Source organism: uncultured Streptomyces sp. (genome assembly GCF_947488945.1).
Taxonomy (GTDB): domain Bacteria; phylum Actinomycetota; class Actinomycetes; order Streptomycetales; family Streptomycetaceae; genus Streptomyces.
The window spans coordinates 40,513-54,981 of record NZ_CANLBS010000005.1 but is presented as its reverse complement, the minus strand read 5'-3'; the positions used below and the strand labels follow the sequence as shown (position 1 = coordinate 54,981).

Annotated in this window: 13 protein-coding genes; 5 read left to right on the top strand and 8 right to left on the bottom strand. The window is 72.8% G+C overall.

Annotated elements, in window-relative coordinates; all coding sequences use genetic code 11:
* Window positions 1–18: 18 nt before the first annotated feature.
* Window positions 19–2,130 carry a neutral/alkaline ceramidase gene (locus tag Q0994_RS09160; RefSeq protein ID WP_299531419.1) on the bottom strand — a complete coding sequence of 704 codons (2,112 nt, stop codon included), beginning with the start codon at window positions 2,128–2,130 and terminating at the stop codon, window positions 19–21.
* 379 nt (window positions 2,131–2,509) lie between these two features.
* Between Q0994_RS09160 and Q0994_RS09155 the strand changes: the two genes are divergently transcribed.
* A complete protein-coding gene (locus Q0994_RS09155; RefSeq protein WP_299531417.1) occupies window positions 2,510–4,048 on the top strand; it encodes a glycoside hydrolase family 43 protein in 1,539 nt (512 codons plus the stop codon).
* A gap of 137 nt (window positions 4,049–4,185) precedes the next feature.
* On the opposite strand, the gene Q0994_RS09150 is transcribed toward Q0994_RS09155, so the two are convergent.
* Window positions 4,186–4,530, bottom strand: coding sequence for a GNAT family N-acetyltransferase (locus Q0994_RS09150; protein WP_299531415.1), 345 nt, complete (start codon window positions 4,528–4,530; stop codon window positions 4,186–4,188).
* A gap of 252 nt (window positions 4,531–4,782) precedes the next feature.
* Complete coding sequence (locus Q0994_RS09145) at window positions 4,783–5,367, bottom strand: isochorismatase family protein (protein ID WP_299531412.1); 585 nt, start codon at window positions 5,365–5,367, stop codon at window positions 4,783–4,785.
* 163 nt (window positions 5,368–5,530) lie between these two features.
* Here Q0994_RS09145 and Q0994_RS09140 point away from each other — a divergent pair, with 163 nt between their 5' ends.
* The 4 genes from Q0994_RS09140 to Q0994_RS09125 all read left to right on the top strand — a co-directional run bounded on the left by Q0994_RS09140 (window position 5,531) and on the right by Q0994_RS09125 (window position 9,629).
* Window positions 5,531–6,535: a GlxA family transcriptional regulator gene (locus tag Q0994_RS09140; protein ID WP_299531410.1), complete on the top strand. Its 1,005-nt coding sequence runs from the start codon at window positions 5,531–5,533 to the stop codon at window positions 6,533–6,535.
* Window positions 6,536–6,858: 323 nt separating this feature from the next.
* Window positions 6,859–7,689 carry an ABC transporter permease gene (locus tag Q0994_RS09135; RefSeq protein WP_299531408.1) on the top strand — a complete coding sequence of 277 codons (831 nt, stop codon included), beginning with the start codon at window positions 6,859–6,861 and terminating at the stop codon, window positions 7,687–7,689.
* 73 nt (window positions 7,690–7,762) lie between these two features.
* Window positions 7,763–8,815, top strand: coding sequence for an ABC transporter substrate-binding protein (locus Q0994_RS09130; protein ID WP_299531406.1), 1,053 nt, complete (start codon window positions 7,763–7,765; stop codon window positions 8,813–8,815).
* On the top strand, window positions 8,802–9,629 hold the full coding sequence (locus Q0994_RS09125) for an ABC transporter ATP-binding protein (RefSeq protein WP_299531405.1): 828 nt from the start codon (window positions 8,802–8,804) through the stop codon (window positions 9,627–9,629). Before Q0994_RS09130 ends, Q0994_RS09125 begins: the two co-directional genes overlap by 14 nt.
* A 119-nt stretch (window positions 9,630–9,748) precedes the next feature.
* Here the strand turns inward: Q0994_RS09125 and Q0994_RS09120 are convergent, their stop codons facing one another.
* The 5 genes from Q0994_RS09120 to Q0994_RS09100 form a co-directional block, all read right to left on the bottom strand.
* Window positions 9,749–10,837, bottom strand: a complete 1,089-nt coding sequence (locus Q0994_RS09120; protein WP_299531403.1) for an NAD(P)-dependent alcohol dehydrogenase — start codon at window positions 10,835–10,837, stop codon at window positions 9,749–9,751.
* Between the two features lie 231 nt (window positions 10,838–11,068).
* A complete protein-coding gene (locus tag Q0994_RS09115) occupies window positions 11,069–11,539 on the bottom strand; it encodes a DUF4334 domain-containing protein (protein ID WP_299531401.1) in 471 nt (156 codons plus the stop codon).
* A 198-nt stretch (window positions 11,540–11,737) separates the two neighbouring features.
* On the bottom strand, window positions 11,738–12,337 hold the full coding sequence (locus Q0994_RS09110) for a TetR/AcrR family transcriptional regulator (RefSeq protein ID WP_299531398.1): 600 nt from the start codon (window positions 12,335–12,337) through the stop codon (window positions 11,738–11,740).
* A gap of 101 nt (window positions 12,338–12,438) precedes the next feature.
* Entirely contained in the window at window positions 12,439–12,813 is a 375-nt protein-coding gene (locus Q0994_RS09105; protein WP_299531395.1) for a VOC family protein, read from the bottom strand.
* A 441-nt stretch (window positions 12,814–13,254) separates the two neighbouring features.
* Window positions 13,255–14,466: a S8 family peptidase gene (locus Q0994_RS09100; RefSeq protein WP_299531393.1), complete on the bottom strand. Its 1,212-nt coding sequence runs from the start codon at window positions 14,464–14,466 to the stop codon at window positions 13,255–13,257.
* Window positions 14,467–14,469 lie beyond the last annotated feature (3 nt).

The following is a 14,469-nucleotide window of genomic DNA, read 5'->3' as shown; positions in this document are numbered from 1 at the left end:
CGGACGTCCCCCGCTTCGTCAGGACACGGTGAACACCGGAGAGGTCCCGGTGAACGGGGCGGTCTTCCCGAACAGGTTCTTCGCGTCGCCGTGGTGCACGATCCGGTAGGTCCCGGCGGGGGTGTCCGGGCCGGTGGTCCAGGTGATGGTCGCCTTGGAGGTGCCGGTCACGCCGTTGAGGCGGGTCCAGCGGTACGCCGTCGCCCAGTCGCCGTCGTCCAGCTCCCGCACCCAGGCGCCGCCGACGAGCCGCTGCACCTCCAGGAACGTCCCGCCCCGCCGCACGTCGTTCTTGGGGTGGCCCGTCGCGAACTCCACGGTGACCGTCCCGCCGCGCGGGTACGAGGCGGCCGGCGGGGTGAGCACGGCGCCGAAGGCCTTGGCCGCCGGCGGGCTGTCGTGGACCACGCCGGTCTGGAAGGTGAACTGCCGGCCCGACTTGTCGGGCGGGACCGGGCCCCGGTCCAGCGCGGTGCCCGCCCGGAGCGAGGCGGCCACCCTGGCGAACTCCTGCTGGTAGGCGGGCAGCGTGTACCGGCCGTAGAGGGTGGAGCCGCCCTCGTACTGCTGGGCGTCGTACTCCTCCGGCGTGGTGACGTACTGGCTGTAGGAGTTGGCGTACCCCTGGAGGAGCACGTGGCCGAGCGGGACACCGAGTTGCTGCGCGACCGTGCGGCGGATGCGCAGACCGGCCGTGATGGTGAACTCGCCCGGACCCGCGACCAGATGCAGCTCCCCGATCCTGACGATCTGCAGCGGGAGGATCTTCGGGGTGACCGGCAGCACGTTGCTCAGCAGACCCGTGGGGATCAGGCTCGCCTTCGGATACTGGCAGGCCGCGAGCCAGGCCGGTGTCTCCACGCGCAGGGCGTCGATGATCCCGGCGACCGGGGTGCGGGTGCCCTCCTCGAAACCGGGGATCGCCGGGCCGTCCTCCACACTGCCCGCCAGGGTGGAGGCGCCGACCACGGCCGGACAGGTGCGGTGCGGTGCGCCGTCCGGGGTGTACGCGCCGGACACCGCCACGTCCTCCATGTCCACGTACGCCAGCCGGGAGTCGACGCCGCCGCCGGTCGGCTCCGTCGCGCGGTAGACCTCCCGCGCCTTGTCGAGCTGACGCAGGCCGATGGTCCGCGCGTTCTCGAACTCGTCCTCGGTCGGACCCGATCCCGGCTTCAGGTTGAGGTTGGGGGACATGTCGCCCGCGTTGGTGTTGGGGAAGGCGGCGACGAACCCCGGTGTGTCGTCCAGGTACCGCACGCCCTCCAGGTCGTGCTCCCAGGCGTAGGCCGCATACCCCTTGTTGTCGGGGCTGATGAGGGTGTTCCGGTTGGTGATCGAGGTGTTGTGGGTGGCGAACCAGCTGATGGCGCCCGCGTCCCGGTCGCCCTGGCCGAACCGCAGCACCGTCATGGCCGGGTCGATCGCGCCGGGGAACGCCGCCCGGTCGGCCGCCGGATTGCGGTCGAAGGCGGTCCGTGAGCGATTGACGCTGGCGTCGGTGAGGGTGCCGGTGCCCAGCTCGACGCTGCCGGGCCGCAGGTCCTCGTGCGCCTCCACCACCGACTCCACGATGCCGTCGACGATCGCCCGGTAGGTGGCGCTCTGGAAGCCGAGCACGGAGAGGTTGTACGCCACGTGGTGGGAGAAGCCGCCCGGCCCGGAGTGGGTGTGGGTGGCGGACAGCAGCACGTTCGCTTCGTCGTAGAGGCTGCCGTACCGGTCGCGCAGACGGGTCAGCACGCCCTGCCGCACCGACTGGAAGATCATCCCGAGGTCCGCGTTCACGTACGCCACGCGGCGGCCGTTCGCCCGGTCCACGACGACGAAGGCGCGCGAGCGCTGGCGCTGATGGATGCCGGAGGTCTTCTGGTCGAAGCTGGAGTACCCCATCATCCCGGTCTCGGCCGCCTCGCCCGTGACGTCGGCGATGCCGCGACCCACGAGATACTCCCCGTCGGCGACGTCCGTGGCGTCGGCGGATCCGGTCGTCCGCGCGGGCGCGGCGTGGGCGGGGGAGGGGACCGTGCCGAGGAGCAGCGCCCCGAGGGCGGCGGCGATAGTGAGGCCGGTGGCGCGGATCCGGTGGGAGGGGCGGCGGTGCGGTCGGAGTACGGCGGGGGGTGGCATGGAACCTCCTGGAGCAGGAGAGACGAGACGTCAGGTTCCGGTCGGCGGCCCACGGCGGTGTCGGGCCGGCGCGGAGTTACCGAAGGTAGCGCCAGGTGGGAGACGTGTACAGGTCCCTACCGGCCAGAGGGCCCGCGAACCCGTGTGGGCGTCCTTCGGTCGGAGTGCTCGCGTCCGTTTCTGTTCGGTCCAGGGCGTGCCGATGTCGTCGATGCGCTTCGACGGTAGGGGTTCCCGAAGCGGTCTTTGACGGGCCGTTGACACCACCATTGACACCGTATCCGGCGGATGCGACGTTCGAAGCGCTTCAACGACGTGGGTGCGGTCGCACCGTGACCGACCCCCGCCCCCACCGCCCAGGACCCTCCGGAGGACGCGCATGACGCTGTTCGAGAACCCCGTGATACCCGGCTTCAGCCCCGATCCCAGCATCTGCCGGGCCGGCGACGACTACTACCTGGCGACGTCGAGCTTCGAGTACGTGCCCGGCGTGCCGGTCCGGCACAGCCGTGACCTCGTGCACTGGCGGCTGATCGGCCACGCCCTCGGCCGCCCCGACCAGTTGGAGCTGGCCGACGAGGTGCCGTCCTCCTGCGGGGTCTACGCGCCGACGCTGCGGTACCACGACGGCCGGTTCTGGATGATCACGACCGTCGTCGGCGGACCGGGCAACGTCCTGGTGACGGCGGAGGACCCGGCCGGACCCTGGTCCGACCCCGTTCCCGTCGACCTCCCGGGCATCGACCCCGACCTCGTCTGGGACGAGCGGGGCGACTGCTGGTGCGTCTTCTCCCACGGCGGCATCCGCGCGGTCCGGATCGATCCGGAGACCGGCCGGGTGCTCGGTGAGCCCGTGGCCATGTGGTCGGGCAGCGGCCTGAAGTACCCGGAGGGGCCGCACCTGTACCGGATCGGCGAGTGGTGGTACCTGTTGCTGTCGGAGGGCGGCACGGAGCGCGGGCACGCCATGTCGGTGGCCCGCGCCCGCACTCTGCCCGGACCCTTCGAGCCGCATCCGGACAACCCGGTGCTCTCCCACCGCAGCACGTCGCACCCCGTGCAGAGCACCGGCCACGGCGACCTGGTGCAGGCCGGGGACGGCACCTGGTGGATGGTGCTGCTGGGGACCCGCCCGCGCGGCGACACACCCGAGTTCCACGGAATGGGCCGGGAGACCTTCCTCGTGCCGGTGCGGTGGGAGGACGGCTGGCCACTGCCGGAAAGCCCCGAACTCAGCTGCGAGGCACCGGCGTTGACCCCTCATCCGTGGCCCGAAGAGCCGACGCGCGACGACTTCGACGCGCCGGAACTCGCCCCGTGCTGGGTGTCACCGCGCCGGATGGACCCGGCGGCGGTGCGCCCCGGCGAACTCCCCGGACACCTGGTGCTGCACGCCCGCGCGGAGGGCCTCGACCGGCCCGGCGGGGTGTTCGTCGGACGGCGCCAGCAGGACGCCGACTGCTCCGCCCGCACCCGGATCGACACCGGCGCGGACGGCAGGGGCGGACTGGCCGTACGGCTCGACGAGGCGCACCACTACCAGGTGGAGCGGGAGGGCGACACGGTGCGCGCGGTCGCCCGTATCGGCCCTCTGCGCCAGACCGTCGCGGAACGGCGGGTCGGGCCGGGGCCGGTGACGCTGCGGATCGACGTCACCACCACCGGCGTCCTGCCGCCCACCGTCACCGTACGCCCCGCCGACCCGGAGGCCGAGCCGCCCAGCGGTCTGCGGATCGGCGGCCCGGACACCCTGCGGCTGGGCCACGAGCGGGCCGACGGCACGTTCGAGGTACTGGCCGAACTCGACGGCCGCTACCTCACCACCGAGGTCGCGGGCGGCTTCACCGGCCGGGTCATCGGCATGTACGCGACGCGGGGCAGCGCCGCCTTCGACTGGTGCGAGCTGAGCCGGGCCTGACGGGCCGACGGGACCGCTCCTCGGCCGGCGCCCAGGGCCGGGCCGGTCCGGGCCGGTCCGGAACGGGGGAGACGGTCCGGGCCAAGGGAGACGGTCCGGGCCTGTGGAGACGGTCCGGGCCGGGGGCGCGGGCCGGCTCAGTGGCCGCCGAGGGCGGTCTCCAGCCACTCCAGGACCTCCGGGGTGACCGGGTCGGTGAGGTCGGCGAACTCCTCGTGCTTCTTGAGGAACTTGGCGACGTACGGGCAGACCGGAACGATCCGCTTTCCGGAGGCCCGGACGTCCTCCAGCGCCTGCTGGACGAGGACACCGGCCAGCCCCTGGCCCGCGAACGCGTCGTCGACCTCGGTGTGGAAGAACACCCGCTGCGCGTCGCGGTCGCGGTAGGCGGTGAGCCCGGCGCGGACGCCGTCGACGAGGATCTCGTAACGGTGCCGGTCGGCCACGTCACGTACGACGGGGGAGGGGCTGGGCTGGGTCATCGGGTGCCTTTCCGGAGGCGCGGGGCGGGGGTCTTCCCAGGTCACGGGTGCCGACCGCGGTCCACGAGGGGCGGAGGTCCGGCGGCGCGCGACGAGGGATCTCACATCATAGGGCGGACGCCGGACGCGTTCCGGAGCAGCGTCCGGAGCGACGGAACGGGGCAGGGAGAGCATCGAGGGGTGCACGCACGGAACAGGACGCGGGCACCCGGCGAACCTCCGCCGAAGGAGCAGCGACCGCCCCGCCCGGCCTCAGCCGAGGTCCTCGGCGGTGGCGACGACGACCCCGTAGAGGTCGGCGATGGTCGCCAGGGCGCCGCGGTGGAGGTGGTGCGCCTCGACGTCGGCGCCGAGCGCGGGAACGGCGCGGGTGGCCGTGGCCTCGGCGACGACGGTGGGACGGTTGCCGCGCAGGAAGGCGCCCTGCGCGGTGAACGTCACGCACATGTGCGTCATCCAGCCGGCGATGACGACGTCCTGCCCCTCGGGGATCCGGGAAGCGAGGTCGGTGCCGACGAACGCGTCCGGGGCCTCCTTGACGACGACGTGTTCGCCGTCGGCGGGGGTGAGCCGGGGATGGATCGCGCCGGACTCCGCGCGGACGTCGTAGAGACTGCCCGCGCCCGAGTCGTGGACGACGTGCACGACCGGCGTGCCTTCCCGGCGGGCCCGGGCGAGCAGGCGGGCGGCGGCGTCGAGCGAGGACTCCCATCCCTCCAGCTCCAGCACGCCACGGGTGTAGGTGTTCTGGAAGTCGATCAGGAGCAGCGTCGAACCGGCGAGCTTCGCGGGGGCGCCGGGCAGACCGTTGAGCTCGCGCAGGGTGGTTCCGGGCATGGCTGTACCGCCTTCGGTGCGGGTGCGGGATGTGGTGTCGTGGCCCCCGGCGAGCGGCCGGGCGCACCGTCGACGCTACGGGCCGGGCCCGGTGTCGGCAATGACGGCTAACATGCAGATCCGGACATCGCGCGGTGCATGCCGGTGGGGAAGGGGAGCAGGGGTGGCGGAGTACGCGGGGAGGCTGGTCGTCGTCGTCCTGTTCGAGGGGGTCGACCTGCTCGACGTCACCGGGCCGCCCGAGGTGTTCTCCCTCGCGCGGCGCGAGGGAGGCGACGCCGCCGGCTACCGGGTGGTACTGGCGTCCGCGAGCATGGCACCGGTCACCACCGCCGCCGGGGTGCGGATCCTCCCGGACCTCACGTTCCCGCAGGTGGCGACGGGGGCCATCGACACGCTCATCGTGCCCGGCTCGGTCGAGGCGGACGGCGACCGACGGGTGCGCGCCGTGGTCGACCCCGGGCTCGTCGGCTGGGTGAAGGTCCTCGCGGACCGGGCGCACCGGGTCGCCTCCGTCTGCGTCGGAGCGCACCTCCTCGCCGCGGCCGGCCTGCTCGACGGCAAGCGGGCCACCACGCACTGGTCGACGGCGCGGCAGCTCGCCGAGGAGAACCCGGCCGTCGAAGTGGACGCCGACCCCATCTTCATCCGCGAGGGCGACGTGTGGACCGGCGCGGGGATCAGCGCCTGCCTCGATCTGTCCCTGGCCCTGGTCGCCGACGACCTCGGTGAGGAGATCGCGCTGCGGGTCGCCCGCCAGCTCGTCATGTACGTCAAACGGCCCAGCGGCCAGAGCCAGTTCAGCGTCCCGCTGGAGCAACTCTCCTCGACGCGGAGGATCGAGGACCTCCGGCACCACGTCATGCGGCACCTCGACGCGCCGTTGACCGTCGCGGACCTCGCGGCCCACGCCCATGTCAGCGACCGGCACCTGACCCGGCTCTTCAAGACCGAGCTGGGCACCACCCCGCACGCCTACATCGAATCCGCGCGGGTCGAGAAGGCCCGCCGGCTGCTCGAATCCTCGGACGCCACGCTCGCCGGCATCGCTTCCGCGTGCGGATTCGGCACGACGGACACCCTGGTGCGGGCGTTCCGGCGGCGGGTGCACACGACGCCCAGCGCCTACCGTCGCAGGTTCAGGATGCCTCGCCCGCAAGAGAGGTGACGCGCCGTCAGGCGTGGCCGGGTGAGACATTCGTTCCAGGGGATGGGACAGGTATTGGCGTCGGGCCCCGGCTGTTGTAGAAATGGGCCCCATGAATCACGAGCCCCTGGTGCGACGCCTGGTCATCGACCTGTGCCGACGCGCGGCTCCCTGTTGTCGCCGGTAGCGAACGAACCGCGATCTTTCTCCCTTTACGGCGCCGCTGAGCGGCGCCCGCTCCGCGTTTCCCGGATCCGCTGATCCCGGACGCGTTCGTTCCGGCGCCCAGGTGGAGGCCATCCGTGTCGACGACACCCAGCGTGTCACCCGTTGAGAAGACCGATATGTCGGAGGAAAGGCGGATAGCCCGCCCCCGGCGGCGAAGCCTGCGCACGCTCGTGCACCGGGCTGCCCTGCCACTGGGATCGCTGCTGTTCTTCCTGGCCCTGTGGCAACTGACGGCTGCCGCCGGGACCTGGAGCGAGACGCTGGTGCCGCGTCCCGCCACCGTCTGGAAGGCGTTCGTCGACGTCTCCACCACGCACGACGGGGTCCGGGGATACAACGGCACCACGCTCGTCGAGCACCTGGGCATCAGCCTGCGCCGGATCGCGTTCGGCGCCGGGGTCGGCATCGTCCTCGGCGTCGTCTTCGGCCTCGTGATGGGAACCGTCGGCTGGGTGCGCTCCCTGTTCGAGCCCTGGATCACCTTCCTGCGGACGCTGCCCCCGCTGGCCTACTTCTCGCTGCTCATCATCTGGCTGGGCATCGACGAGGAACCGAAGATCACGCTGCTCGCCGTCGCCGCCTTCCCGCCGGTGGCGGTGTCCACCACCACGGCCGTCGCCGCGGTCTCGCAGAGCCTGGTGGAGGCCGCCCGCGCACTCGGCGCGTCCCGGTGGGACGTGATCCGGGACGTCGTCGTGCCGTCCGCCCTCCCGGAGACGTTCACCGGGGTCCGGCTGGCCGTCGGAGTGGCCTACTCCTCCCTGGTCGCGGCCGAGTTGGTCAACGGGCTGCCCGGCATCGGCGGCATGGTCAAGGACGCCGCCAACTACAACAACACCCCGGTCGTCATCGTCGGCATCATCGCCATCGGCGCCTCCGGGCTCGCCATCGACGCCCTGCTGCTGCGTCTGGAACGCGCCGCCGTCCCCTGGCGCGGACGCGCCTGATCCGCCCGCGGTCTCTCCCGGGCGCACACCCCCGTTCGGTCTTCCCTCTTCCCGCCCCCAGAAAGGCACCCCGATGTCCCGCTCCCGTCCCGCAGGACCGTCCCGCCGCACCCTCCTCGCCGGAGCCCTCGCCGCACTCTCCGTCGGTGTCACCGGCTGCTCCTCGGACGACGCCGACGGGGCCGGGGGAGCCAAGACCCTGCGCATCGGCTACTTCGCCTTCCCCAGCGGCGACCTGATCGTGAAGAACCGGAGGCTGCTGGAGAAGGCGCTGCCGGACCACAAGATCACCTGGATCAAGTTCGACTCCGGCGCCAGCGTCAACCAGGCCTTCCTGGGCAAGTCCCTGGACATCGCCGCCCTCGGATCGAGCCCCTTCGCCCGCGGCATCTCCGGCGCCTCGCCGATCCCGTACAAGGTCGCCTTCATCCTTGACGTGGCCGGTGAGAACGAGGCCCTGGTGGCGCGCAAGGAGTCCGGCATCACCGATGTGGCCGGTCTCAAGGGGAAGAAGGTGGCGACCCCCTTCGCCTCCACCTCGCACTACAGTCTGCTCGCGGCGCTGGACACGGCCGGCGTCGAGGCGTCCGAGGTGCAACTGATCGACCTCCAGCCTCAGGCGATCCTCGCCGCCTGGCAGCGCGGGGACATCGACGCCGCCTACGTCTGGCTGCCCACCCTGGACGAACTCCGCCGGACAGGGGTCCAGATCACCAGCAGCAAGGAGATCGGCACCGCGGGCAAGCCGACGCTGGACCTGGCGGTCGTCTCGGACGAACTGATCGCGAGGGACCCGAAGACGATCGATGTCTGGCGGGGTGTGCAGGCGGACGCGCTTCGCCGGATCAAGTCCGACCCCGACGGCTCGGTCAAGGCCATCGCGGCGGAGCTCGGCATCAGCACCGAGGACGCCGGTGCCCAGCTCTCCCAGGGCGTTTTCCTCACCCCGGAGGAGGTCTCGTCCGCCGACTGGCTGGGCACCGACGGCGCCCCCGGAAAGCTGCTGGCGTATGTCACCGACACCGGCCGCTTCCTCGCCGCGCAGAAGCAGGTCGAGGCCGCTCCGACCGCGGACGCGGTGTCCGCGGCCTTCTATCTGAAGGGCCTGCCCGATGTCCTCAAGTGACCTGAAGAGCGCGGCAGCCGTCCCGGACGGGAGCGCGCCGCAGACCGGTGGGGCGATCCGGATCGACCGGGTCACCCACCGCTACGGCCGGGGCGACGCGGCCGTCACCGCCGTGGGGCCGGTGGACCTGACGGTGCCCGCCGGCGAGTTCCTGGTCCTGGTGGGCGCTTCCGGCTGCGGCAAGAGCACTCTGCTGCGCCTGATCGCAGGCTTCGAGCGGCCCACCGCCGGCGCGGTCACGGTGTCGGGCGAGCGGCCGAGCCCCGGGCACACCGCCGGGGTGGTCTTCCAGACCCCGCGGCTGTTCCCCTGGCGCACGGTGCGGGGCAACGTCGAGCTGGCCCTGCGCTACGCGGGGGCCGGGCGCGCCGGCCGGTCCGCCCGTGCGGCGGAATTGCTGTCGCGGGTGGGACTCGACCGTGCGGGGGACCGCCGCATCTGGGAGATCTCCGGCGGCCAGCAGCAGCGCGTGGCCATCGCGCGCGCACTGGCGGCAAAGAACCCGCTCCTGCTGCTCGACGAACCGTTCGCCGCGCTCGACGCGCTGACCCGGGAACGCCTCCAGGAGGACATCCGCCAGGTGGCCGCGCAGACCGGCCGGACCACCGTCTTCGTGACCCACTCGGCCGACGAGGCGGTGTTCCTCGGTTCTCGCATCGTGGTGCTGACCCGGCACCCCGGCAGGGTCGCCCTGGACCTGCCGATCACGCTCCCGCGCACCGGTGTGGGCGGCGACGAACTGCGCGGGTCGCGGGAGTTCGCCGCACTGCGCGCACAGGTCGCCCGGGCGGTGAAGTCCGCGGCGGCGGAGTGAACGGCCGGTCCGGTTCGGCAGGCCCGTCCGGTCCGGCGGAACGGACCGCGCCGGGCCGGGGGCTCGGTCCGGCGCGGCCGGGCGGGGTCCTTGGTCCACAGGCCCGACGGCCGGGGCGGTCAGCCGAAGGTGAGAACCGGCTTGATTGTCTTGCCGGACGCGGCCGACTGGGCGGCGTCCTCGATGGCCGCGAACGGGAACCGGGTGATGAGCCGGTTCAGCGGCAGCCGACCCGCCCGGTACAGCTCGACCAGCCGGGGCACGAACACGGCGGGGTCGGCGTCGCCCTCGATGACGCCGCGCAGACGCAGGCCCTTGGCCATCACGGTCATGATGTCGAACTCCGCCTTTCCGCCCATGCCCACCAGCGCCAACTGCCCCTGCCGACGCAGGGATTCGATGGCCTGGGTGATCACCCGGGGCCGGCCGGTGGTGTCGATCGCGTACGGGGAGCCGCCTGCGGTGGACCGGCGTACCGCGGCCGCCGTGTCGGAGCCGTCCGTCGGGTCGACGGTGGCGGCGGCGCCGAGTTCCTCAGCGAGCGCGCGGCGGGCGGGCACCGGATCCACGGCGACGACACGGCAGCCGCTCGCGACGGCCGCCATCACGGCGGTGAGGCCGACGCCGCCGGCCCCGAAGACCGTCACCGTGCTGCCCGGCTCGGGTTCGAGCACGTTGAGCACCGTCCCGGCCCCGGTCTGCACGCTGCAACCGAGGGGCGCGACGATGACGGGGTCCAGGTCGGACGGGACCTTCACCGTGTTGCGTTCGTGGGCGAGGGCGTACGTGGCGAAGCTGGACTGGCCGAAGAAGTCGCCGTGTACCGGGGCGCCGTCCAGGGAGAGCGCGGTCGAGCCGTCCGCGCGTCCGCCCGAGGTGTTGAGGCGGGAATCGCGGCAGTACGCGGGGTGGCCGGCGGCGCACTGCTCGCACGCCCCGCAGCTGCGGTAGCTGAGGCAGACGCTGTCGCCGGGGGCCACCGTGGTCACGTCGGCGCCCACGGCCTCCACGACACCGGCGCCCTCGTGACCGAAGACCATCGGGAATCGCGTGGGCGGCCAGGTGCGGCGCATGCTCAGGTCGGTGTGGCAGATGCCCGCCGCGGTGATCCGCACCAGGATCTCGTCGGCGCGGGGTGGGTCGAGATCGAGGTCGCGGACGGTGAACGGACCGTCCGCGGTCTCCGAGAGTGCTGCCCGTATGCGCATGCTGGGTCCTCGATTCGGCGACGGCGGTGTCGCCCGGTCCTCGGCGGGCGGCCCTCGGCGGCGTTCGCACGCCGGGGGCCGGGAATGGTGGGGCGGATCGGGCCACCGGTCGCGTGCGCAGGCGGCTGGCGGGCGGGTGCCGCGCGGCGCGGGAAGACGGTTCCGGCGGGGCGCATCAGCCGTGGTCGGTGCCAGGTCGGGTCGGTGCCGGACGGTCCTGGCCGGCCGTGGTCAGTCGCGGTCGAGCAGGAAGTAGTAGTGCCGGCCTTCGTCCAGGACGCCCTTGCCGTTCATGACGCCGAGCAGGGTCGAGTCGTCGATCCGCTTGAAGTGGTCGAGCACGGGCCGGCCGTCGTAGACCATCGTGGCCGTCGGCTCGCCGCGGAATTCGACCGTCCAGAGGCTGGCCTCGCCCTTGCCCATGGCCACGTTCGAGTACAGCTCGCCGTCGTCGCCGCGGCAGATCAGGGGCTTGGCGTCCGTCACGGAGTGGAAGGTCTTGCCGTACCACCGGGCCTTGCGCAGCTCGCCCTCGAAGCGATGGCCCGAGACGAACTCGCTGCCGCGCCACGGCCCGAGGATCTCCTGCGGGCGCACGGTCCGCAGGGCGGCCCAGAGAGCGTCCAGTTCGTCGAGAGTCGTCCTGCCGCCGTCGCGACGGATCTCGGCGATGCGGTCGCGGGCTTCCGCGGCGTTCGTCATGAGGGCTCCTCTCGCCTGCTGACACTATAGAGGAATTATGTCAGGACGACCCCGGCCGGACGTGAGAAAGGCGAGGGGCGGGAGGAGAGAGGCGTGGAGCGGGAGGTGGTGAAACCGCCTGCCCCGGCGACGCGTTGAGGTGCGGTGTGCCGGGACCTGCCCCCGTCGCCCCGGTCACCGCGTGTGCCGGAGCGGTCGTCAGGCGTCCCGGGGGGCGAGGCCGCGCACGGTGAGGTCCACCAACTGGCCCAGTCCGCGGGTGGCCAGGGCGGCGTCGTTCACGTGCAGGGCCAGGCCCTTCGTGCCGTAGAGCAGGACCAGGGCGACATCCTCCGCCGTCATGTCGGCCTCGGCGGGGCCCAGTTCGTCGGGGTGCCGGGCGAGGACCGCGGCGAGGCTCGTCAGGAGGCGGGTCTCGAAGGCCTGCCACACGTCGTGGGCGCGCGCGTACGTCTCGTCCACCAGTTCCGCGTAGAACTCCCCGCCGGGCCGGCCGTGGCCGTCGCGGGTCCGGTGCATGTGCAGCACCAGCAGCAGTACGGCCCGCAGTCGCTCAGGCGTGCTTCCGGGAGCCGCGGCGGCGCTCTCCGCCCGCGCCGCGACGCGGTTCAGCCCCCACTCGGCCGCCGCCCGGAAGACCTCTTCCTTGTTGCGGAAGTACTGGTACAGGGCGGGCCGCGAAACCGCGGCCGCGCGGGCGATCGAGTCCATCGAGGTGCGGCGGTAACCGGAGTGTGCGAAACAGCCGATCGCCGCCCGCATGAAGTGGTCACGACGCTCGTCGGAAAGGTGTGGCATGGGGACACGGTATGCGGGCGGGCCGAGGGGGGAGCGCGCCGAGGGGACCGGCAGCCGGCCCCCCGGCCCGTCTCTGCCCGCGTCGGCCCCGCCCGCCGTGCTCAGGCGCCCGGGAGGTACAGGCAGAAGAGATGGCCGTGGGGATCACGCAGGACGCGTACGTCCTCCTGGGGCTGGTGCCGCTCCAGCGTCGCGCCGAGCCCGCAGGCCCGCTCGGTCTCCGCCGCGAGGTCGTCCACCTCCACGTCCAGGTGGGCCTGCATCTGCTGGGCGCCGGGGCGCTGCGGCCAGACGGGAGGCATGTGGTCCGCCTCCCGTTGGAAGCTGAGACCGGGACGCTCCTGCTCGGGGGACCGCAGGCGCACCCACTCCGGGTCGCTCTCCACCACCTGCCAGCCGAGGAGTTCCCGGTAGAAGGAGGCCAGTGCCGGAGGATCGGGCGTGCCGAGGACGAGGGAGCCGAGAGAAGTCGTCATGTCCCCAGCTTTGCCCCCGACGCCCCTGATGCCCGCGGTGACACGTCGGGACGCCGGTGTGGTGCGGGCGCGGAACGGCCGGATCGCCGTCTTCGACCGCGTCGGCGCCCGTGGAGTCCACGGCGCGGCCGTCGGCTGTCTGGTCGTTCGTGGAAGGGCCCGGGTGCACGGCCCAGGGGCACGGGCCCGGGGTGCACGGGCTCGGGGTGCACGGGCCCGGGGTGCACGGGCTCGGGTGCACTCCGGGTGCCGAAGACACCGGGCGCCGCGTGGGCCGGCGGGGACGGTGGTCGCGGTGCGGCGAAGGACGCGTACGGGCGGTTGCCCCTACGCGTCCCCCGGTCCTTCCCGGGGCGTCCCCGGTGTTTCCGGGGGCGCCCCGGCCGTCAGGCCGTCGGCGCGTCAGGTTCCGACGCGGTCAGGCACTGTGCCGTCGTGCCGTCACGGGACGAGCTTGAGGAGCTTGTTCGGGGAGCCCGAACCGATGCCCGTGAGGACGCCGGAGGTCGCCCCGTTCACGAGCGCGGTGGCGACGGAGGCCGGGCTCGCGCCGGGGTGGTTGGTGAGGTAGACCGCGGCGGCCCCCGAGACGTGCGGGGCGGCGAAGGAAGTGCCGTTGCCCGTGTAGGTGGCGATGTCGGAGGTGTTCCAGCCCGCCGTGATGGCGGAACCCGGGGCGAAGAGGTCCACCGTCGGGCCGTAGTTGGAGTAGGTGGCCCGCGCGTCCGTCCTGGTGGTGGCTCCCACGGTGAGGGCGGTGGCGACCCGTGCGGGCGAGTAGGAGGAGGCGAGGGCCCCCGCGTTGCCGGCCGCGATGGAGTAGGTGACCCCGGAGGCGATCGACCGCCGCACGGCGTCGTCCAGGGCGGTGCTGGCGCCGCCGCCGAGCGACACGTTGGCGACGGAGGAGGCGACGTGGTTGGCGGTGATCCAGTCGACCCCGGCGATCACCCCGGCCGTGGTGCCGGATCCGTCGTTCCCGAGCACCCGCACGGCGACGATCTTCGCCTTCTTAGCCACGCCGTAGGTGGACCCGGCGACGGTGGTGGCGACGTGCGTGCCGTGACCCGCGCCGTCCTGGGCGACGGCGTCGTTGTCGACGAAGTCGTAGCCGTAGGACGCCCGGCCGCTGATCTCCTGGTGGGTGATGCGCACGCCGGTGTCGAGGACGTAGACGGTGGTGGAGCCGCCGCCCGAGTCCGGGTAGGTGTACGTGCCGCTGAGCGGGAGGTTGGTCTGGTCGATGCGGTCCAGGCCCCAGGGCGCGTTGCTCTGGGTGGCGGTCGAGTGCACCTTCTGGTCCTGTTCGACCGAGGCGACGGCGGGGTCGGCGGCGAGCCGCCGGGCCTGCGTGTCGCTGAGGGAGGCCGCATAGCCGTTGAGGGCCGAGGTGTAGGTGCGACTGATGCGTCCGCCGTAACCGGCTATCAGCTCCCGGCCGGCGCCCGCGCTCGCCTTGAGGCCCGCGGAGGGCTTCAGCGTGACGATGTAGCTGCCGGGCACCGCCTCGGCCGACCCGGCGTGCAGGACTCTGCCCTCGGGCTGCGCCGCCTGGGCGGGTAAGGCGGCACCCGCTCCGACGGCCAAGGCCACGGTGGTCGCGGTGGCGATCGCGGCGGCGATGTGCCGCCCGGTGTTGCGCGCTGCTGTCATCAG